Here is an 18,468-nt window from a genome sequence, read left to right as displayed (position 1 = left end):
GCCTCAGCGGGAATTATCCGCCTTGCGCCGAAATTGGGGACGCAAAGTCGGTGTTGGTGTAACTCTAGTAGGAGATTGTTTCATGAAGTCACGTCTTTCCATGATCGCAATCGTTGGTGCGCTTGCGTTCTCAACAGCAGCATGCACGACGGGTGAACAGCGTACAGCCGGTTACGGCGTTGGCGGCGCAGCACTTGGTGCGCTCGCTGGTGGCGCTATTGGTGGCAGCGGTCGCGGTGCTTTGACCGGCGCTGCAATTGGTGCTGTGGGTGGTACTTTGCTGGGTGCAGCGACAACACGCAACAATGTTCAGTATTGCCGTTACCGTGACAATTACGGTCGCGTTTACGAAGCACCTTGCCAATAACAGGTTGCTACTCTTCAAAAACAGGCCGGGGAAACCCGGCCTGTTTGTTTTTTGACGGTTCCATTTGACAGAACGACTTTTGTCCCCGACAAGCAGGGCGGAATTTTCAACGGCATATTTCAAAGAGAACCATGGCTCCTCCGCTTCTTCGCCTCGACCAGATCAAGCTCACCTTTGGCGGCACACCGCTTCTGGAAGAAGCTGCCCTTTCTGTGAGTGAGGGCGACCGCATTGCGCTGGTCGGCCGCAATGGTTCGGGCAAATCAACATTGCTGAAAATCGCGGCTGCTATGGTCGAACCGACATCGGGCGAAGTGTTCAAGCATCCGGGTGCTACGGTTCGCTATCTGCCGCAGGTGCCGGACCTTGATGGTTTTCCCAATGTACGCGCATATGTCGAAGCCGGGCTTGGACCGGCAGATGATCCGCATCGCGTAACCTATCTTCTTGAGCATCTGGGCCTTACTGGCGAAGAAAAACCCGATCATCTGTCTGGTGGTGAGGCGCGCCGTGCAGCCCTTGCACGCGTGATCGCGCCGCAGCCTGATGTTCTATTGCTTGATGAGCCGACAAACCATCTCGATCTCAATACCATTGAATGGCTGGAAGACGAACTGCGTCAGATCCGTTCGGCCATCGTGCTGATCTCGCATGACCGCCGTTTTCTTGAAAATGTCAGCCGTTCGACTGTCTGGCTTGATCGTGGTATCACGCGCCGCATCGATCAGGGCTTTGGACATTTTGAGGAATGGCGCGATAAAGTTCTCGAAGAAGAAGAGCGTGACCTCCACAAGCTTGGTCGTCAGATTGCGCGTGAAGAACACTGGCTTCGCTATGGCGTAACCGCGCGTCGCAAGCGTAATGTGCGCCGTCTTGGCGAATTGCATTCGATGCGCTCAGAATTTCGCAATCATCGCAAGGCGCAGGGGAATGCTGTACTGGCTGCAAGCGATTCCAAGGAATCGGGCAAGTTGGTCATTGAAGCGAAAAAGCTCAATAAGGCCTATGATGAGCGCGTACTGGTTCGCGATTTTTCGACCCGCGTGCAGCGTGGCGACCGGATCGGTCTTGTTGGTCCCAATGGCGCAGGCAAGACCACGCTTTTATCCATCCTCACCGGAAAACTTGCACCGGATTCTGGAACTCTGCGGCTTGGTGTCAATCTGGAAATGGCTGAGCTTGATCAGAAGCGTGAAAGCCTCAATCTGGACGATACGCTTGCGCATTACCTGACTGACGGACGTGGTGAGAGCCTCATCGTCAATGGGGAACAGCGTCATGTCGTTTCCTATATGAAAGACTTTCTTTTCCAGCCCGAACAGATTCGTACGCCGATCCGCGAGCTTTCGGGTGGTGAAAGAGCGCGCCTCATGCTGGCGCGTGTTCTGGCACGGCCTGCCAATCTGCTGATCCTTGATGAGCCGACCAACGATCTTGATATGGAAACGCTTGATCTCTTGCAGGAACTGGTTGCAGGCTTTCCCGGCACGGTCATTCTTGTCAGCCACGATCGTGATTTTCTTGATCGTACAGTCACTTCGGTAATCGCGCCGGAAAGCGATGGCAACTGGCTCGAATATGCCGGTGGCTATGCGGATATGATGGCGCAGCGCAAAGAGCAGGCGCTCGCGCGCCGTAATGTGAATGCGGCTGCCGCGCGCTCTGGCGAAAAAAGCGAGAATAATGTTCAGCCCAAGCGGGAGGAAAAGCGCAAGCTTTCCTATAAGCAGAAATTTGCTCTCGAATCTCTGCCCGGCAAAATGGAAGCGCTGACAAAAGAAATGAGCGTTCTGGAAGGCAAGCTTGCCGATCCGCAGCTTTATGCCAAAGACCCGACACTCTTTGCCAAGACCGCTGATCTTCTTGAAAAGAAGCGCACAGAGCATTCCACGATGGAAGAAGAATGGCTGGAACTGGAGATGTTGCGGGAAGAAATCGAGGGATAATTTATTATCCCTCGAAAATTCTTAAGCGCTTGCTTTGTCGAGCAAAGCGATAGCTTCGGAATCCAGTTTAATCTGCGCTGCATCAATCAGTTCGTTAAGCTGGGTTAGGCGTGTTGCACTGGCGATGGGTGCGGTGACAGTTGGTTGAGCAATCAGCCAGGCAATTGCGATCTGTGCGGGCGTTGCATCATTTGCGCGCGCCACCTGATCGAGTGCCGCAATGATCCGCGATCCACGATCAGTCAGATATTTTTCAACGCTCTCGCCGCGTGCACTCTGGCCAAGATCATCCTTTGAGCGGTATTTGCCGGTCAGAAAGCCGGATGCCAGCGCGTAATAGTTGATCACCCCTAACTGGTTATCGCGGCAGATAGCCTCCAGCTCGTCCTCAAACCCCGAACGATCATAGAGATTATAGAGCGGTTGCAGCGTTTCATAGCGCGGCAGATCGTGTTTTCTGGATATTTCCAGCGCTTCTGTAAGGCGACCCGGCGTGAGGTTCGATGCGCCGATAGCACGGACTTTGCCCGCCTTAATCAGATCCTGATAGGTGCCTAGCACGTCTTCGAACGGCGTTTCAGGATCATCCCAGTGGGATTGATAAAGATCGATATAGTCGGTTTGCAGCCGTTTGAGGGAGGCATCGACGGCTTTGCGGATATAGGCTGGCGAAAGACCTTTTTCATCTGGCCCCATTTCCGAGCCAACCTTGGTGGCAATGACCACTTTATGGCGCAGGCCGCGGGATTTCAGCCAGTTGCCGATAATCGTTTCGGATTCGCCGCCAATATTGCCCGGCGCCCATGCGGAATAGACATCCGCCGTGTCGATGAAATTAAATCCTGTATCGACAAAACGGTCGAGAAGCGAAAACGATGTTCCCTCATCGACCGTCCATCCAAATACGTTGCCGCCAAAACAAAGCGGCGAAACCTCGAAGTCAGTATGTCCGAGTTTTCTGAACTCCATGGACCCTATCCCCTTCCTGTGCATACAAACCCTCGCAGGCGTGCAGCGTTATGATAACCAGGAAGAGAGACGGGTAGTTAAAGTCAACCCATGCCAAGCGCGTCCATATAAAGCTGGAGCATCGCTTCTTCTTCCTGACGTTCATGGTCTTCTTTTTTACGCAGACGAATAATGGTCCTTACGACCTTGCTGTCAAACCCTGAACCCTTCAATTCCGCGTAAACTTCCTTAATGTCATCGCCAATGGTCTTTTTTTCTTCTTCAAGACGCTCGATGCGCTCGATGAAAGCACGCAACTGGCCAACGGCAATGGTCTGGGCTTCGCTGGTAATATCGTCGCTCACAGGTTTCTCCAATTCAACTTGATTATGAATGAGGGGCAAAGGTCTCTCGTTACAGGAACAAAACACATGCCGAAAGTTGGTCATGGTTTTCCTGTGAGTCGCGGGCAAAATTAAGAGCTAGTTGGCCTAAAAACCCGTGTTTTATTGCGGTCAGGCTGTGGATAACGGGCAAAGCATCAATCAATCGGGCCTGATCGCGAGCCGAAATGCCGAATTTCATGGATTTTAGGCATGTTGTTGACGGTCCTGAGCATTGGTGCGAGCCGCTCGGCCCATTCAATTGCACCAGATTTTTGCGCAATCAAATCCTGCCTGACTTCAATGAGCACATGCGCATAGCCACGGCTTGTTGCATGGCGATACATCGCATCATTTTTCAAAGAGCCATCATATGGCTCATTATCGCCGACGATCAGTCCCGGTTCATCGCGCAGCATGGACAAAAGCGGCGTTACTGCGCGCGGATCGGAATCCCACAAAAGCCCTATATGCCATGGGCGATCCTTGCCGCGCCAGTTGGGCGTGAAAGAATGGATGGCGATGACCAGAGGAGCTTTGCCGTGAGCTGTCGCAACCTGTGTGCTGATTGACGCGACAGCATCATGATAGGGCCGATAGAAATGGTCGAGGCGTTTTTCGCGTTCTTGCGGCGTGAGAGGATAATTGCCGGGAATGACTGCGCCATCCGATAATTGCATGATGAGTGTCGGGTCGTCTTCGCCGCGATTGGGATCTATCAGCAGGCGGGAAAAGCCACCCATGATGGCTGGTGCATTAAGCCTTGCTGCCAGTTGCCGGGTGAGTTCCTCAACACCAATATCATAAGCGATGTGGCGGTCGAACTGGCTTTTTTGCAGCCCCAGATCACCATATTCTTCGGGCAAATCGCGGCGGGCATGGTCGGCTGTCAGAAACAGGCCGAGGCCGAAATTGCCATCGATCTGATGGACTGGAGAAAAGAACGGATCACATGACATGGAAAACGGCTTCTTGGGTAGGATTCTTGTCATAAATAACACGTAGATTTCAGCTCTGTCATGAGAAAGTCTTGATTGCAACGATCATTCCAGGTCGGGCGCTTTGTTGAATCGATATTTAAACAAAATCAAACAATCTAATCGTTTAAATATCGCATTTTTTGGCCTTATGCCTCTATGCACGTTTACTTGAAATGCTGTAACTGGTTCGTTCTCTCCGGGATTGCGTTGACATCAAAGGCGAAACTGCCGAAAAGAGAGCAACCAAAAATAGTCTCCTTCAGTGAGACAAAAGTGATTGCGGGTTGAAGGAGTTCGGCGAATGCGACTTCCACTTTTTTTAGGTATGTTTTCCAGTGTGCTTGTCGGTGCTCTGGGCATGACATCGCTGGAAGCGCGAGCCGATTTTCGAGTCTGTAATTCGACCCAGAACCTGGTTGGGGTCGCCATTGGTTATCGTGCCAAGGCTGGCTGGGTGACAGAGGGCTGGTGGCATATTGACGGCTCGACCTGCAAAACGCTGATCGAGGGGCCGCTAACCTCACGCTATTATTATCTTTATGCCGAAGATTCCCAGAGCGGTGGCCGCTGGGAAGGCAAAGTGAACATGTGTGTGGCTGAAAAGGAATTCCGCATCACAGGTGTTCAGGACTGCTTTGCGCGCGGCTTTCAGCGCAATGGCTTCCAGGAATACGATACCGGGGAACAATCAAGCTGGATGGTACAGCTTACAGACGAAACGCCGTTAGAAAACTCCACAGTTACAGGAACGAATAATCAATGAAGCGCAACCGCAAGGTCAAGATTCTCGCCACACTCGGCCCGGCGTCCGGCGAAGAATCCGTCATCCGTCAGCTTTTTGAAGCCGGAGCAGACGTCTTCCGTATCAATATGAGCCATGCCGATCATGACATGATGCGCACGCTTGTTCAGCGTATTCGCAATGTCGAAAAGGCTGTGGGTCGTCCGATCGGCATTCTTGCCGATCTTCAGGGACCAAAGCTGCGCGTTGGCAAGTTCAAGAATACCAAGGTGACGCTCGCTGCTGGTCAGACTTTCACGCTCGACAACAACCAAGAGCCGGGTGATGAAACACGCGTCTATCTTCCACACCCTGAAATTCTTGAAGCTGTTGAGCCAGGCCACCGTCTTCTCATTGATGATGGCAAGCTGGAACTGATCGCAGAAGCCAGTGATGGCAAGTCGATTCGGTGTACGGTTGTTGCAGGCACCAGCATTTCCGACCGAAAGGGCGTGAGCCTGCCGGATACTACACTCGGCGTCGGCGCACTGACTGAAAAAGACTACAAGGATTTTGATGCGGTTCTCAAGGAAGAAATCGACTGGGTTGCGCTGTCGTTCATTCAGCGCCCGGAAGATCTGATCGAAGCGCGCAAGATTTCAGGCGGCAAGGTCGGCTTGATGTCGAAGATCGAAAAGCCGCAGGCTGTAACGCGTCTTGATGAAATCATCGAACTTTCCGATGCAATCATGGTTGCGCGTGGCGATCTCGGTGTGGAAATGCCGTTGGAAAGTGTTCCAGGCATTCAGAAGCAGATGATCCGCAAGGCTCGTCGCGCTGGTAAGCCGGTTGTGGTTGCAACGCAGATGCTCGAATCGATGATCACAGCACCTGTTCCAACCCGCGCGGAAGTGTCGGACGTTGCAACGGCTGTGTTTGAAGGCGCGGATGCTGTTATGCTTTCGGCTGAATCGGCTTCCGGCCAGTATCCGGTCGAAGCTGTTGCCACCATGAACCGCATTGCCGAAAAAGTTGAACGTGAGCCAACCTATCCTGGCATTCTCGATGCACAGCGCGCAATCCCCGAACCAACCGGCGCCGATGCGATTTCGCTCGCTGCTCGTCAGATTGCGGAAACGCTGAACCTGTCGGCAATTGTTACCTACACCGCCTCCGGCACAACCGGTCTTCGTGCGGCGCGTGAACGTCCCCGTACACCAATCATCGCGCTTTCGCCTGTTGTCGACACAGCGCGCCGCCTTTCGGTTGTGTGGGGTCTGCATTGCGTTGTGACAGAAGACGCGCATGATCTCGAAGACATGGTTGATCACGCCTGTCAGGTTGCGTTCAAGGAAGAGTTTGGCAAAGCTGGTGACCGCTTGATTGTTACCGCAGGTGTGCCGTTTGGGACGCCGGGTGCGACCAACCTTCTGCGTATCGCCTATATTGGCGCCGACGGTCAGTCCACCGACTAAACTGGCGGTATTCGGTTTTTGTTGGCTTGCAAATGGCGTAGTTTTGCGCTTCCGGTGCTCACATATTTTAAAACGCTGATCTGATTTTATCAGATCAGCGTTTTAAACTCTTTTGCTTGAAGCATAATCTTATCGATCCTCGTTTCACTCCGGTCGGATTATGCTCTTAATACGCCACGCGCCGGTTCTCAAACTCCACCATTTTCAGCTTACCATAATCCCGAATCCCATTCAGTTTGGGCAGGCTTCACGGATAAGAAAAAACGCGCTCCTTTCGGGGCGCGTTTTTGTTTGGGGTAGTTAGAGAGAATCAGGTGCGGATGTCGCTGAGTTCGTCTGTGAGATCCAGCAAGCCTTTTTGCGCGTCACGCATCATTGGATTAACGTCAAGAGCCTGTTCGTATGCCTTCAAGGCTTGTTCTTTAAGGCCTCGAGCGCGCAGAATCTCTGCCATTCCGGTGAGCGCTCCATAATGGCGCGGCTCGAGCTCCAGCGTGCGATTGATGTCATACATTGCATGCGCATAATCATTGCTGAGGTAATAAACTGTCGCACGACGGTTCCATGCTTCCGCGTAGTCCGGGTCGATGGCGATGGCTTCATTAAGAAAATCGATTGCTGCCGGGTAGCGCTTTTCGAGCATGGCGCTGCTTGCCCATTGCACTAGAAGATCGACTGTAGCGCTGCCTGACTGTGACCAGATCTGATTGATCTGCACAGTAATGCGACGTGCTTTGGTTTCATCGGAGGTGCGCTTGAGATCGGTGAAAAGCTTTTCGAGGCGCTCTTCTGGCGTTTGTTCAGCAGTCGGAGCAGGCTTTTGCTCGCTGACTGCACCTGCCTGCACGGGCGATAGGGGGGCAGTCAGCGGCGGCTTTGTATCGGCGAGAGCAGGGCTTGATACAAGCAAAGCTGCACTGAAGGCCGATAAAAGCGTGATGTGGTTCAGATGTGCAAAAACGTTCCGCATGCGCATAATGTTTATTATACGCAGCGAAACGTCAAATGCAAAATCAGAAATAAGATTAGCCCTGACGAGCCTTGAAGCGCGGAGCAGTCTTATTGATGATGTAAACGCGGCCCTTACGGCGAACGAGCTGGCAGTCACGATGACGGGCCTTGAGCGCCTTGAGCGAATTCTTGATCTTCATGTCAATCACCGGTCTTGGTTGGCCCATCGACAGGACATGCCGTCGGGCTGCATAAAAACAGGCGCCCAAGGCGCCAATTGGTTACAGGCAGTATTCCTGCCCGAAGGGTTGGCCGAAATACACAATATTTCAGCCAAATGTCAACTGCTGCGCGGCAGATTCACGAGGCCTGCCTCGGAAAAACTTAGGCTGGCGGCCTGTTAGCAGAGGAATCAGGCAGATTCCTCTGCTAACGATCAACTTGCGCGGGGCTTTATGCGGGTCACATGACCCATTTTGCGGCCCGGGCGCGCTTCCTTCTTGCCGTAAAGATGCAGCACGGCATTCGATTCTCTTAGAATCGCCGGAACATCATCAATATCGTCACCTATCAGATTCTCCATCACACAGTCGGAATGCCGCACGGTGTCACCCAGCGGAAGACCGGCTACCGCACGGATATGCTGTTCGAACTGCGAGATCGCGCAGGCGGCTTCCGTCCAGTGGCCGGAATTATGCACGCGCGGGGCAAACTCATTGGCAAGCAGGGTGCCGTCAGCCAGTACGAAGAATTCGAGGCCCAACACGCCGACATAGTCGAGCGCATGGAGAAGCTTCTCTGCGGCTTGATGCGCTGTTTGCGCTGTCTGATCAGAGATTACTGCCGGAACGCTTGAGGTTGCCAGTATGCCGTCCTTGTGAACGTTTTCAGCGATATCGAAGATTGCGACATAACCACTGCTGTCACGCGCTGCAATCACCGAGACTTCACGTTCGAAAGCAACAAAACCTTCGAGAATCGCTGGTGCGTGCTTGATGGCCTCAAGTGCTGAACGGACTTCGTTTTCATCTAGTGAAGTCAGGCGGACCTGGCCCTTGCCGTCATAGCCAAAGCGGCGGGTTTTTAGGATTCCGCGCTGCCCAAGCGCGCCAAGCGCTGCAATGAGTGTTTCTTCATCATCGACCAGACGCCACGGCGCTGTTTCGATGCCGGTTTCATTGAGGAACTGTTTTTCAGTGAAACGGTCCTGCGAGATTTCGAGTGCTGCGGGTGGCGGGAAAACAAGAGCCGATTCTACCAGCTTGTCAGCAGCTGATACAGGTACGTTCTCGAATTCATAGGTAATGACGTCAGAAGCTGCTGCGAGTTCTGCGAGCCCCTTTGGATCATCATAGGCTGCAACGATCTGGCGATTTGCAACCTGAGCCGCCGGGCAATCGGCCTGTGGTTCCAGAATGATCGTTTCATAGCCGAGGCGAGCGGCAGCCATGGCGAGCATGCGGCCAAGCTGGCCTCCGCCGATAATGCCGATAGTCGATCCCGCTTTTAATGCTGAATGTGCCATATCAGACCTCGTCGGATGGGCGTTCTGCAACGCTTTCGGTTTGCGCCGTGCGCCAATCGTCGAGACGGGCAGCGAGTGCATCGTCATAAAGTGCGAGAACGGCTGCTGCGAGAAGTGCTGCATTCACTGCACCGGCACGGCCAATAGCCAAAGTTCCGACCGGAATGCCAGCGGGCATCTGCACGATCGAAAGAAGTGAATCCTGTCCCGAAAGTGCTTTGGATTGCACCGGTACGCCAAAGACCGGAAGAGGGGTCATGGCTGCCGCCATGCCGGGAAGGTGGGCGGCACCGCCTGCGCCAGCAATTACCACCTTAAAGCCTTCGGCCTTCGCTCCTTTGGCAAAAGCAACGAGGCGATCAGGGGTGCGGTGGGCGGAAACGATGCGGGCGTCAAAGGAAATGCCCAGCGTATCCAGTGTTATGGCTGCATGACGCATGGTTTCCCAATCAGATTGGCTTCCCATAATGATGGCAACGTCTGCACTCACGCTCATTGATCCGTCCTGTTTAGCTTTTTTGTTGGTGTGGTAAAAACAAAGCCGGGCGGAACCCGGCTATAAACTCTCTGCTATCGAATACTCAGGCAATGATGTCGGGGATGACCTGATCTTCCAGTTCCTGCAGCTTGTCCTTGATGGACAGTTTTTTCTTTTTCATGCGCTGGATACGCAACTGATCACAGCCGACCTGCATCATGGCATTGATGGCTGCATCGAAATCCGCGTGTTCCTGTTTCAGACGTGCCACGACCAATCTAACTTCGGCCTGTTCCTGATCGGACATGCGGTTTGCCCCGTTTCTGCAAAATAATATGACGGGCGCACCGGAGTGGTGCAGACCCGTTTCTGGCGAAGCCTTTATCACATTTTTCGTGATTGGAAAATGCTACCACGACAAATTCGACTTTAGATCAAACTCATGCCACAGTGTCACGGTTCTGTCATGGACGGCTGCCAGCGGGCTGCGGTTCATGGTGGTCGGGACTGTGTAAATGGCCCGAAAAAACAGGAGTGGTTCGGGTATTTGTGCAGTGTGAACGGATGAAGCTTTGCGGTTGGCAGGTACTTCACGCAACGTTTCGTCCTTTGGGAAATCAATCAAAGGAGAACTGATGATGGCTATTGAGTCCCATCTTGCCACGCTCGAAAAGAAGCACGGCGCTCTGGAGCAGGAAATTTCTGATGCCTTGGCGTCACCGGCAACGGACAATCTTCATGTTGTAAATCTCAAGCGTAAGAAACTCGTGCTCAAAGAGCAGATAGAAAAGCTGAAGACTCAGGTAACCCGCCATTAAGGGTCTAATTGAGAGCAATATCTATCGCAATTGATGAGGATCAATAGGGTTATATTGCTAAAGATGTTGGCGGCTGCGTGTCAGCCGCCGCGCATTGTTTTTTGATAAAAGATCTTTTTGATAAAACAGAATCTTATTTGAAGGCATCGTAAAAAGCAGCGAATTTTCGCTGCTTTTTTGTTGGTTAGAAAATTTTATGTTTTGATTGAACCATAAGAAGCGCTCTCAATATTTGTTTTTGCGAACATCTTATCCCAAAACCGGTTCCCACTTTTGGCAGACATGCGCTAGTTTTCTGTCTCTGCGCGCGGGTCGAGCAGCATCGCTTCCGGTGTGGCGCTTTTTTCGGAAGGCATGCTCTTGAACTGTTCCTTTTCAGCTTTCGGAATGGATGCGCGCTTGCGTGAGCGAAACAGTGCGTGGCCTGTGATCGAAATATGAGCGAGTGCGGTCACCGCGAAGAGCCCGGCAGGCCAGAAAATATCCATTGCTGCCGCTGCTAAAAGAGGGCCTAGCATGGTGCCAAACCCATAAAGCAGCAGCAGTCCGCTTGAGACTTTCACAAAGCTTTCCGAGGTCGCGTGATCGTTGGCGTGGGCTACGGCAACCGGATAAAGCGCATAGGCAAGCGCACCATAACAGCCGGTCATGATGATGATGGTCTTGCCATCAGTTGGACCAATGATGAAGGCCATCAGACCGACCAAAGCTGCAAGCGAGGCTACACCTGCAAGCACATAACGCCGGTCAATGAGATCGGAAATACGTCCGACAGGGATTTGCATCAAGGCACCTGCCGCTATGGTCACGCTGACCATGAATGCGATTTCGGTCGTTGTGATGCCTGATTTTGCACCAAAAACCGCGCCCAGTGTTCCCCATGCGCCATTGGCGATGCCGATCAGAATGCAGCCGACAAAGGCCGCTGGTGAATTGCGATAAAGTGCTTTGAGATCCAGTTTGACTTCAGTCAGAGGTTTAGGACTGACAGCGGTCGACATGGCAGTCGGGATCAGCGCTAGACAGAACAATATGCCGGTGATCATAAAAAGGTGATCAGAACGAATGTCACCGTTTGCCACCATCATCTGGCCGCTCATGGTCGCACCATAATTGACCATCATGTAGAGGCCGAAAATCTTGCCGCGAGATTCATTTGTAGCGCGTTCGTTGAGCCAGCTTTCGATGACCATAAAGGCACCTGCCATGGAAAAGCCGGTAAAGGTGCGCAGGATGATCCACATCATCGCGTCGATATAAATGCCGGATAAAAGCGCGATAATTGCCGCAGAAGCAGCAAAGCAACCGAAGGCCCGAACATGGCCAACACGGCGCACAAGGCGTGGTGCAAACAGACAGCCTGCAACAAAGCCACCAGCCCATGTGGTGCCGAGAAGACCGAGTGAAGTGACGGAAAAGCCTTCAATTCCGCCGCGCAATGGCAGCAGCAGACCGTGAAGACCGGAAGCCATTAAAAGAAAGGCTGTGCCGCACAGCAGCGCCAGAACCTGAATGTAAATTCGCAAGATCACGTTCCCGGTATTTTATGAAGCAGCTCTAAAGCTGCTTTGTTTGGTCGTTAAAGCATTTCCAGCAAAAGTTAGAATCGGCTTTACGTGGGAGAATGCACAAAAAGAGAGATAGAGCGATTCTGACTATTTCAATGAAACCGGAACCGCTCTCGTTCCCGCAGATCAGCGGAAAAGCGCCTCGGCTGCGGCACGGCTGTCTCCCTTTTTGAGCCTTTCGGCTTTCAGGCGTTCGATTTCGGATTGTAGCAAAGCGATGTGCTGGTCGATTTCAATCACCGACAGCAAAGACAGCTCGTCTTCACTTAAAACCACACTGCTGCGTGGTTTTCCTGCATCTTCATCAAGTTCGCTCATGTCCTTCCTCCGGAGTCAATGACGCGTTTATAAAGACAGAAAAGATTTAACACCTTGAATCTTCGCATATATGTTTTCAGAAATCGATGATGAATTATCTCGAATTACGAAGCCCGCTTTCATGTGCGGTATTTCTGCAATGAGACGTTTGAACAGGAGCTTGATCATGATGGACAAATTGCCTTCGCAAATGACAGCAATTGAAATCTCTGCGCCGGGTGAGGCAAATGTCTTGCGCCCTGTGCAACGAGCGTTGCCTGTTCCAAAAACGGGTGAGGTGTTGGTGCGCATACGCGCTGCGGGCGTAAACAGGCCCGATGTGCTGCAACGTCAGGGCAGTTATGCGCCGCCGCACGGTGCATCTGACATTCCGGGGCTGGAAGTTGCAGGGGATATAGTTGGGCTTGGTGACGACGTCGGGCGTTATAAGGTCGGTGATCAGGTGGTGGCGCTGCTGGCAGGCGGCGGCTATGCCGACTATGCCACGGTGCATGAAAGCAATGCGCTGCCTTTGCCATCGGGCTATGGATATAAAGAGGCTGCGGCAATCCCTGAGACCTTTTTTACGGTCTGGCACAACGTGTTTGAGCGTGGCGGATTGAAGGAAGGCGAGACCTTGCTGATCCATGGCGGGTCATCTGGCATTGGCACGACGGCCATTCAGCTTGCAAAAGCTTTTGGTGCAAAGGTTATTGTCACAGCAGGTTCCACTGACAAGTGTGAAGCCTGTGAGAAGCTTGGTGCTGATCGCGCGGTGAATTATCGTGACGAAGATTTTGTTGCTGTGGTCAAAGAGGTGACCGGCGGTAAGGGCGCTGATGTCATTCTCGATATGGTTGGCGGCGATTATGTGGATCGCAACTACAAAGCCGCTGCGGAAGATGGACGCATTGTACAAATCGCTTTTCTGAATGGTGCCAAAGCAACAGCAAATTTCGCACTCGTGATGATGAAGCGCCTGACCCATACAGGCTCGACGTTGCGTGCGCGTTCGGTTGAATTCAAGGCTGGTATTGCGCGTGAACTGGAAGCGAAAGTCTGGCCGTTGCTGATTGAGCGTCGTGTGGCACCCGTCATGGATAAGGTCTTTCCATTGCATGATGCATGGGCCGCACATGAGCGCATGGAAGGTGGTGAGCACATCGGAAAAATCGTGCTTGATGTTGCGTGATTTCAAAACATATGAAGAGAACATGCGATGGAATGGCAGCAGTTTCTTGCTCTGTGCTCAAAAAAAATATATACAGACCGTGATTTCCCGGAATTTGTGGTTTTTCCCACGGCCCGCCCTACCGGAGCGGACGAACAAGAGGATTATATCTAATGGCCACCCAGCTTCTTATGCCGAAGGCAACGGCAGTCTGGCTCGTTGATAATACGGCTTTGTCTTTTGACCAGATCGCAGGCCTCTGCAAGCTGCACCCGCTTGAAGTGAAGGCTATTGCGGACGGTGAGGCCTCGCAGGGTATCAAGGGACTAGACCCGGTCATCACCGGGCAGCTTTCACGCGAAGAAATCGCGAAGGGCGAGAAGGACCCGTATCATCGCCTGAAGCTTTCCGAGCCAAAGGTGCGCGTACCGGAAGCCAAGCGCAAGGGACCACGTTATACCCCGCTTTCCAAGCGTCAGGATCGTCCAAATGCGATTCTGTGGCTGGTTCGCAATCATCCTGAATTGAAGGATGCGCAGGTTTCGCGTCTGGTCGGCACGACCAAGTCGACAATCGAGCAAATTCGCAATCGCAGCCATTGGAATTCGGCTAACTTGACGGCAATGGACCCGGTTACGCTCGGCCTCTGCTCGCAGATCGATCTTGATCTTGAAGTTGATCGCGCAGCGCGCAATCGTCCGGTTCAGGAATCCGACAGCACGCTTCTGCCAGCATCTGCGACCGAAAACTTCGATTATCGTGATGAGCAGCCTGAAGAACAAGAGCTGGATGCGGATAAGGTTTTCGCAAAACTCTCTTCGCTCAAAAGCACAAATACCGACGAAGACGAAGAATAAGCTTTCTTCAATGGAATGTGAAAAAACCCGCCAATCGGCGGGTTTTTGCTCTTTAGAGCGCGCCTCCATCTGATTAAATCAGATCGGCTCTCTAACCATTTGTTTTGCCGTACATCTCGTCCGAAAACCGTTTCACACTTATCGGCGTGCGCTCTAATCTTTAAAAGCATTGTACTCGCTCATCTCCATGAGCCTGTAAAAATCGGCCAGTGTCTTGCCCCGCTCGGAACGAAACGTGCGGCCTGCTTTGTCAGCCGCGATAATGCGATCTGTCCGGAATGTACGGAAAGCATTGCGTAATTCGCACCAGCCAATCACCGTCCAGACTTTTCCCCAGAACCAAAGGCCAAGCGGACGAATATCACGTTCGCTTTCCCGCGCCTCAAGGTCGCGATAGCGGATATTGAGCACGGTGCCTTCGTCAACAGCACGTTCAACGGCATCGATAACCCGGCGCTCATCGACGCTGATTGCAGCTGAAGGTGCATGGATTTGTGTGCTGGTGATACGGGCACGTTCGTCTTTTGGAAGAACCGCTTCGATTTTTACCAGTGCTTCTTCGGCACCACGCGCCATAGAAACGCCGCCCCATGCCCTGATCAGGCGTGCGCCTGCGACAAGGGCAACAATCTCATCACGCGTAAACATCAGCGGCGGCAGTTCAAAACCCTGACGCAGAATATAGCCGACGCCGGCCTCGCCATCGATAGGAACGCCCGTCGATTGCAGATCGGCTATGTCGCGATAGATGGTGCGTTCGGAAACCTCTAGCCGTTCGGCAAGCTGCCGCGCGGTGACAAGCCTGCCACCACGCAGGTGCTGAACAATCTGGAAAAGGCGGTCTGCACGGCGCATTCCAGATTATTCTCCGTTACAATGTTTTGCATCGCGCTGTTCCAGATAGCGATCTGGCCAGCCCATATCCTTGCGCAGATCATCGGGGAGGTGGTCAAGTGCGCGCTGAGTAAAGACAAAACGGCGACGTTTATCCTGCCTGCGCTTATATTCTTTGAGAATTGTGAGCAGTGGTGCGATTGCGAATGCCATAGTTTACCCTCTCTCTATAAGTCCACTATGACACAGTCCTCCTGACAACTCTCTGTCAGGAGTAATCCTGTTTGTGTGCTTTCGCTCAAGGTTTAAAGCGCGGTGCTGCCTTTGAGCTCAGAGGCAAGCGACCGCCATCCGCATAAATGGTTTGTCCGGTCACATAGCTTGAATCGGAGGATGCCAGAAATGAAGCAATAGCAGCAATTTCTGAGGCTTGCCCGATTCGGCCCAAGGGTGTTCGTTCCAAAATCTTTTTGCGGGCATCCGCGTCATTGTTAACGGCTGACAGCATGTCGGTTTCAATGGTGCCGGGTCCTATTGCATTGACGCGGATGCCCCATTTTGCAAGTGCCACTGCCATTGTGCGTGTCAGCTGATTCATGCCGCCCTTGGAGACGGAATAGGCGAGCTGTTCCGGCAGGCCATAAATGGCATTGATCGACGACATATTGATGATTTTGCCAGCATCGCCACCGGCCTCTACGCGTGCGACCATGCGTTTTGCAACAGATTGCCCGCAGAGAAATGCACCTTTAAGATTGACGCGCATGACACGGTCGAAGTCCTCTTCCTTAAGGTCGAGAAAATCGGCTTGATGCACAATACCGGCATTGTTGACGAAAATATCGATCTCGCCAAGATTGGTGGTGGCATAGGTCAGCAGGTTGTGAATATCGAGCTTGTCGCCGACATCGCAGGCGATGGAAAGTACCTTGCCATATTGCTCCAGATCTTTGACGGCTTTGGTGGCAGCTGTTCCGTCAATGTCTGATAAAACAACGCTTGCACCATCCATAAGGAAGCGTTTGGCGATAGCATAACCAATGCCCCGCGCAGCCCCGGTAATGATTGCGACCTTGCCTTCTAATTGCATTCATTAATCTCCGAATTTTGCCGGAGAGTGGACCGGCGACTTTCGCCGGTCAATGCACGAAAAACAAATTAAACGAAAGCCAACCCGATATGGCGTTCGCGAAGAACCGTGCTGATTTCATCAAGAATCGCGGGGTCATCAATGGTGGCTGGCATTTTCCATTCCACACCATCAGCGATTTTTTGGATCGTTGAGCGCAGTATCTTTCCAGAACGGGTTTTTGGCAGACGTTTCACGGTCAGGGCGAGCCGGAAAGCCGCTACCGGTCCGATGGAGTCGCGAATCATGCTTATGCATTCTTTTTCGACGTCGTGCGTGTCGCGGTCGATATTGGATTTCAGTACGAGAAAGCCACAGGGAACCTGACCTTTGACAGAATCGGAAATGCCAAGCACCGCGCATTCCGCAACATCAGGGTGGCTGGAAAGCACTTCCTCCATGGCGCCCGTTGAGAGACGATGTCCTGCGACATTGATGATATCGTCGGTGCGGCTCATGATGTAGAGATAGCCGTCTTCATCCATATAGCCCGCATCGGCAGTCTTATAATAGCCGGGAAACTCGTTGAGATAGGCTTTGCGGAAGCGCTCATCGGCATTCCATAAGGTCGGCAGGCAACCGGGCGGCAATGGCAGTTTGATCAGGATATTGCCGAGTTGTCCGCGTTCGACTTCATGGCCCGCATCATCGAGCACCTGAATATCATAGCCGGGCAGGCAAACCGCGGGCGAGCCATATTTGGTTTCAAGTAAGCCAAGACCAAGCGGATTTGCGACCATCGGCCAGCCGCTTTCTGTTTGCCACCAATGATCAATCACCGGACAGCCAAGCAGGTTTTCCGCCCAGTGGATCGTGTCGGGATCAGCACGCTCGCCGGCTAGATAGAGCGCACGGAATTTGGAAAGATCATAATTGCGCACGAAATTGCCGTCCGCATCGTCTTTCTTGATGGCGCGCAAAGCCGTTGGCGCGGTGAACATGACTTCCACATTGTGTTCAGCGATAATACGCCAGTAAGTGCCTGCGTCGGGCGTGCCAACGGGCTTGCCTTCAAACAGGATACTGGTGGCACCGGCAATGAGTGGCGCGTAGACGATATAGGAATGGCCGACGACCCAGCCGACATCAGACGCTGCCCAAAACACTTGTCCCGGCTCGACACCGAAGACATTTTTCATCGACCACGCAAGCGCAACCATATGCCCGCCATTGTCGCGCACGATACCTTTAGGTTCACCCGTAGTACCCGATGTGTAAAGCACATAAAGCGGATCAGTGGCCGCAACCGGTGTACAGGGAACGTGACGACCACGGGCAGCATCGACGGATGTGCGGTAATCAATGTCGCGGCCTGCAACGGGATTATGTGGATGCTGTTCGCGCTGGAGAATGATGCATTGCTCGACCTTGTGGCGTGCGGTTGCAATCGCCTTGTCGAGCATCGCCTGATAAGGCACGACGCGCGTGGGCTCAATCCCGCATGAACCGGCAATAATCATCATTGGCTTTGCATCATCGATACGGGTTGCAAGCTCGTTTGCGGCAAACCCACCAAAGACAACGGAATGGACCGCGCCAATACGGGCGCTGGCAAGCATCGCGAAGGCTGCTTCAGGCACCATCGGCATATAGATAAGCACGCGGTCACCTTTGTTTACGCCATTGTCGAGCATGACAGCGGCCAGCGCTTCTACCTCTTCGAGCAATTCGCGATAGGTGAACTTTCGCGCTGAATTTGTAACCGGGCTTTCATAAATCAAAGCCACCTGTTCGCCGCGCCCGTTGGCGACATGGCGGTCAAGTGCATTGTAACAGGTGTTGCATTCGGCACCTTTGAACCAGCGTCCATAGACACCTTCATCGGCTGCAAAAACCTGATCCCATGGCTTGAACCAGTCAATAGCCTTGGCGGCATCGGCCCAGAACCTTTCGGAATTGTTTTGCCAGGCGGCATAGGTTTCGGCGTATTTCGATGTCATGCTGTTCCTCCCAGACGCACGCGCTCAGCAGGCACGTGGGCTCACTCAAGCATCGCAATAACTACTGGATGAAAGCGCAT

21 protein-coding genes are annotated in these 18,468 nt (G+C 52.8%); 7 read left to right on the top strand and 14 right to left on the bottom strand.

Translation table 11 applies throughout. The features are described from left to right. The first annotated feature begins 82 nt into the window (after positions 1 to 82). Both CEV31_RS03545 and CEV31_RS03540 read left to right on the top strand, forming a co-directional pair. Positions 83 to 367: a glycine zipper domain-containing protein gene (locus CEV31_RS03545; protein WP_094505508.1), complete on the top strand. Its 285-nt coding sequence runs from the start codon at positions 83 to 85 to the stop codon at positions 365 to 367. A gap of 131 nt (positions 368 to 498) precedes the next feature. Next, entirely contained in the window at positions 499 to 2,313 is a 1,815-nt protein-coding gene (locus CEV31_RS03540) for an ABC-F family ATP-binding cassette domain-containing protein (RefSeq protein WP_094505507.1), read from the top strand. Positions 2,314 to 2,334: 21 nt separating this feature from the next. Here CEV31_RS03540 and CEV31_RS03535 read toward each other — a convergent pair whose 3' ends face one another. The 3 genes from CEV31_RS03535 to CEV31_RS03525 form a co-directional block, all read right to left on the bottom strand. Beyond that, positions 2,335 to 3,282, bottom strand: coding sequence for an aldo/keto reductase (locus CEV31_RS03535; RefSeq protein WP_094505506.1), 948 nt, complete (start codon positions 3,280 to 3,282; stop codon positions 2,335 to 2,337). Between the two features lie 83 nt (positions 3,283 to 3,365). After that, positions 3,366 to 3,626, bottom strand: coding sequence for a DUF2312 domain-containing protein (locus tag CEV31_RS03530; RefSeq protein WP_007876730.1), 261 nt, complete (start codon positions 3,624 to 3,626; stop codon positions 3,366 to 3,368). A 176-nt stretch (positions 3,627 to 3,802) separates the two neighbouring features. Beyond that, positions 3,803 to 4,603, bottom strand: coding sequence for an N-formylglutamate amidohydrolase (locus tag CEV31_RS03525; RefSeq protein WP_094505505.1), 801 nt, complete (start codon positions 4,601 to 4,603; stop codon positions 3,803 to 3,805). A gap of 322 nt (positions 4,604 to 4,925) precedes the next feature. Here CEV31_RS03525 and CEV31_RS03520 point away from each other — a divergent pair, with 322 nt between their 5' ends. Together CEV31_RS03520 and pyk are read left to right on the top strand one after the other, a co-directional pair. Further along, positions 4,926 to 5,387, top strand: coding sequence for a DUF1036 domain-containing protein (locus tag CEV31_RS03520; protein WP_094505504.1), 462 nt, complete (start codon positions 4,926 to 4,928; stop codon positions 5,385 to 5,387). Next, a complete protein-coding gene (gene pyk / locus CEV31_RS03515; RefSeq protein WP_094505503.1) occupies positions 5,384 to 6,820 on the top strand; it encodes a pyruvate kinase in 1,437 nt (478 codons plus the stop codon). The genes CEV31_RS03520 and pyk overlap by 4 nt, the downstream gene beginning before the upstream one ends. A 310-nt stretch (positions 6,821 to 7,130) precedes the next feature. Here pyk and CEV31_RS03510 read toward each other — a convergent pair whose 3' ends face one another. From CEV31_RS03510 to CEV31_RS03485, 5 genes are all read right to left on the bottom strand, one after another. Beyond that, positions 7,131 to 7,796: a tetratricopeptide repeat protein gene (locus tag CEV31_RS03510; protein WP_374847055.1), complete on the bottom strand. Its 666-nt coding sequence runs from the start codon at positions 7,794 to 7,796 to the stop codon at positions 7,131 to 7,133. Between the two features lie 49 nt (positions 7,797 to 7,845). After that, positions 7,846 to 7,971, bottom strand: a complete 126-nt coding sequence (ykgO, locus tag CEV31_RS03505) for a type B 50S ribosomal protein L36 (protein WP_002967908.1) — start codon at positions 7,969 to 7,971, stop codon at positions 7,846 to 7,848. Positions 7,972 to 8,207: 236 nt separating this feature from the next. Further along, entirely contained in the window at positions 8,208 to 9,296 is a 1,089-nt protein-coding gene (locus tag CEV31_RS03495; RefSeq protein ID WP_094505501.1) for a 5-(carboxyamino)imidazole ribonucleotide synthase, read from the bottom strand. A 1-nt stretch (position 9,297) separates the two neighbouring features. Then, positions 9,298 to 9,786, bottom strand: coding sequence for a 5-(carboxyamino)imidazole ribonucleotide mutase (gene purE, locus CEV31_RS03490; protein WP_210190877.1), 489 nt, complete (start codon positions 9,784 to 9,786; stop codon positions 9,298 to 9,300). Between the two features lie 91 nt (positions 9,787 to 9,877). Further along, on the bottom strand, positions 9,878 to 10,081 hold the full coding sequence (locus tag CEV31_RS03485; RefSeq protein WP_094505499.1) for a YdcH family protein: 204 nt from the start codon (positions 10,079 to 10,081) through the stop codon (positions 9,878 to 9,880). Positions 10,082 to 10,409: 328 nt separating this feature from the next. Between CEV31_RS03485 and CEV31_RS03480 the strand changes: the two genes are divergently transcribed. Next, positions 10,410 to 10,592: a YdcH family protein gene (locus tag CEV31_RS03480; RefSeq protein WP_210190874.1), complete on the top strand. Its 183-nt coding sequence runs from the start codon at positions 10,410 to 10,412 to the stop codon at positions 10,590 to 10,592. 287 nt (positions 10,593 to 10,879) lie between these two features. Here CEV31_RS03480 and CEV31_RS03475 read toward each other — a convergent pair whose 3' ends face one another. Beyond that, complete coding sequence (locus CEV31_RS03475; RefSeq protein WP_094505610.1) at positions 10,880 to 12,118, bottom strand: MFS transporter; 1,239 nt, start codon at positions 12,116 to 12,118, stop codon at positions 10,880 to 10,882. A 168-nt stretch (positions 12,119 to 12,286) separates the two neighbouring features. After that, positions 12,287 to 12,478, bottom strand: coding sequence for a DUF1192 domain-containing protein (locus CEV31_RS03470; protein ID WP_094505498.1), 192 nt, complete (start codon positions 12,476 to 12,478; stop codon positions 12,287 to 12,289). Between the two features lie 166 nt (positions 12,479 to 12,644). On the opposite strand from CEV31_RS03470, the gene CEV31_RS03465 reads away from it, so the two are divergent. Further along, on the top strand, positions 12,645 to 13,649 hold the full coding sequence (locus CEV31_RS03465; protein WP_094505497.1) for an NAD(P)H-quinone oxidoreductase: 1,005 nt from the start codon (positions 12,645 to 12,647) through the stop codon (positions 13,647 to 13,649). A gap of 152 nt (positions 13,650 to 13,801) precedes the next feature. Further along, entirely contained in the window at positions 13,802 to 14,485 is a 684-nt protein-coding gene (locus CEV31_RS03460) for a DUF1013 domain-containing protein (protein ID WP_094505496.1), read from the top strand. 153 nt (positions 14,486 to 14,638) lie between these two features. Here the strand turns inward: CEV31_RS03460 and CEV31_RS03455 are convergent, their stop codons facing one another. The 4 genes from CEV31_RS03455 to CEV31_RS03440 form a co-directional block, all read right to left on the bottom strand. Further along, positions 14,639 to 15,340, bottom strand: a complete 702-nt coding sequence (locus CEV31_RS03455) for a helix-turn-helix transcriptional regulator (RefSeq protein ID WP_094505495.1) — start codon at positions 15,338 to 15,340, stop codon at positions 14,639 to 14,641. Between the two features lie 6 nt (positions 15,341 to 15,346). After that, the gene (locus CEV31_RS03450; RefSeq protein WP_094505494.1) at positions 15,347 to 15,532 is read right to left on the bottom strand and encodes a hypothetical protein; all 186 of its coding nucleotides are present in this window, start codon (positions 15,530 to 15,532) and stop codon (positions 15,347 to 15,349) included. Positions 15,533 to 15,617: 85 nt separating this feature from the next. After that, a complete protein-coding gene (locus CEV31_RS03445) occupies positions 15,618 to 16,409 on the bottom strand; it encodes an SDR family NAD(P)-dependent oxidoreductase (RefSeq protein WP_094505493.1) in 792 nt (263 codons plus the stop codon). A gap of 68 nt (positions 16,410 to 16,477) precedes the next feature. Then, positions 16,478 to 18,388 (bottom strand): propionyl-CoA synthetase, encoded by a 1,911-nt coding sequence (locus tag CEV31_RS03440; protein ID WP_094505492.1) that lies wholly within the window; start codon positions 18,386 to 18,388, stop codon positions 16,478 to 16,480. Positions 18,389 to 18,468: the final 80 nt, after the last annotated feature.

The organism is Brucella thiophenivorans (assembly GCF_002252445.1).
GTDB lineage: Bacteria > Pseudomonadota > Alphaproteobacteria > Rhizobiales > Rhizobiaceae > Brucella > Brucella thiophenivorans.
This window is presented reverse-complemented; position numbering and strand designations above follow the sequence as displayed.

Coding starts and splice junctions, on each gene's coding strand:
- CEV31_RS03460 (WP_094505496.1), top strand. CDS start 13,802: ATGGCCACCCAGCTTCTTATGCCGAAGGCAACGGCAGTCTGGCTCGTT.
- CEV31_RS03510 (WP_374847055.1), bottom strand. CDS start 7,796: ATGCGCATGCGGAACGTTTTTGCACATCTGAACCACATCACGCTTTTA.
- CEV31_RS03480 (WP_210190874.1), top strand. CDS start 10,410: ATGATGGCTATTGAGTCCCATCTTGCCACGCTCGAAAAGAAGCACGGC.
- CEV31_RS03545 (WP_094505508.1), top strand. CDS start 83: ATGAAGTCACGTCTTTCCATGATCGCAATCGTTGGTGCGCTTGCGTTC.
- CEV31_RS03535 (WP_094505506.1), bottom strand. CDS start 3,282: ATGGAGTTCAGAAAACTCGGACATACTGACTTCGAGGTTTCGCCGCTT.
- ykgO (WP_002967908.1), bottom strand. CDS start 7,971: ATGAAGATCAAGAATTCGCTCAAGGCGCTCAAGGCCCGTCATCGTGAC.
- CEV31_RS03455 (WP_094505495.1), bottom strand. CDS start 15,340: ATGCGCCGTGCAGACCGCCTTTTCCAGATTGTTCAGCACCTGCGTGGT.
- CEV31_RS03525 (WP_094505505.1), bottom strand. CDS start 4,603: ATGTCATGTGATCCGTTCTTTTCTCCAGTCCATCAGATCGATGGCAAT.
- CEV31_RS03440 (WP_094505492.1), bottom strand. CDS start 18,388: ATGACATCGAAATACGCCGAAACCTATGCCGCCTGGCAAAACAATTCC.
- CEV31_RS03470 (WP_094505498.1), bottom strand. CDS start 12,478: ATGAGCGAACTTGATGAAGATGCAGGAAAACCACGCAGCAGTGTGGTT.
- CEV31_RS03450 (WP_094505494.1), bottom strand. CDS start 15,532: ATGGCATTCGCAATCGCACCACTGCTCACAATTCTCAAAGAATATAAG.
- CEV31_RS03540 (WP_094505507.1), top strand. CDS start 499: ATGGCTCCTCCGCTTCTTCGCCTCGACCAGATCAAGCTCACCTTTGGC.
- CEV31_RS03465 (WP_094505497.1), top strand. CDS start 12,645: ATGATGGACAAATTGCCTTCGCAAATGACAGCAATTGAAATCTCTGCG.
- CEV31_RS03485 (WP_094505499.1), bottom strand. CDS start 10,081: ATGTCCGATCAGGAACAGGCCGAAGTTAGATTGGTCGTGGCACGTCTG.
- CEV31_RS03445 (WP_094505493.1), bottom strand. CDS start 16,409: ATGCAATTAGAAGGCAAGGTCGCAATCATTACCGGGGCTGCGCGGGGC.
- CEV31_RS03520 (WP_094505504.1), top strand. CDS start 4,926: ATGCGACTTCCACTTTTTTTAGGTATGTTTTCCAGTGTGCTTGTCGGT.
- pyk (WP_094505503.1), top strand. CDS start 5,384: ATGAAGCGCAACCGCAAGGTCAAGATTCTCGCCACACTCGGCCCGGCG.
- CEV31_RS03495 (WP_094505501.1), bottom strand. CDS start 9,296: ATGGCACATTCAGCATTAAAAGCGGGATCGACTATCGGCATTATCGGC.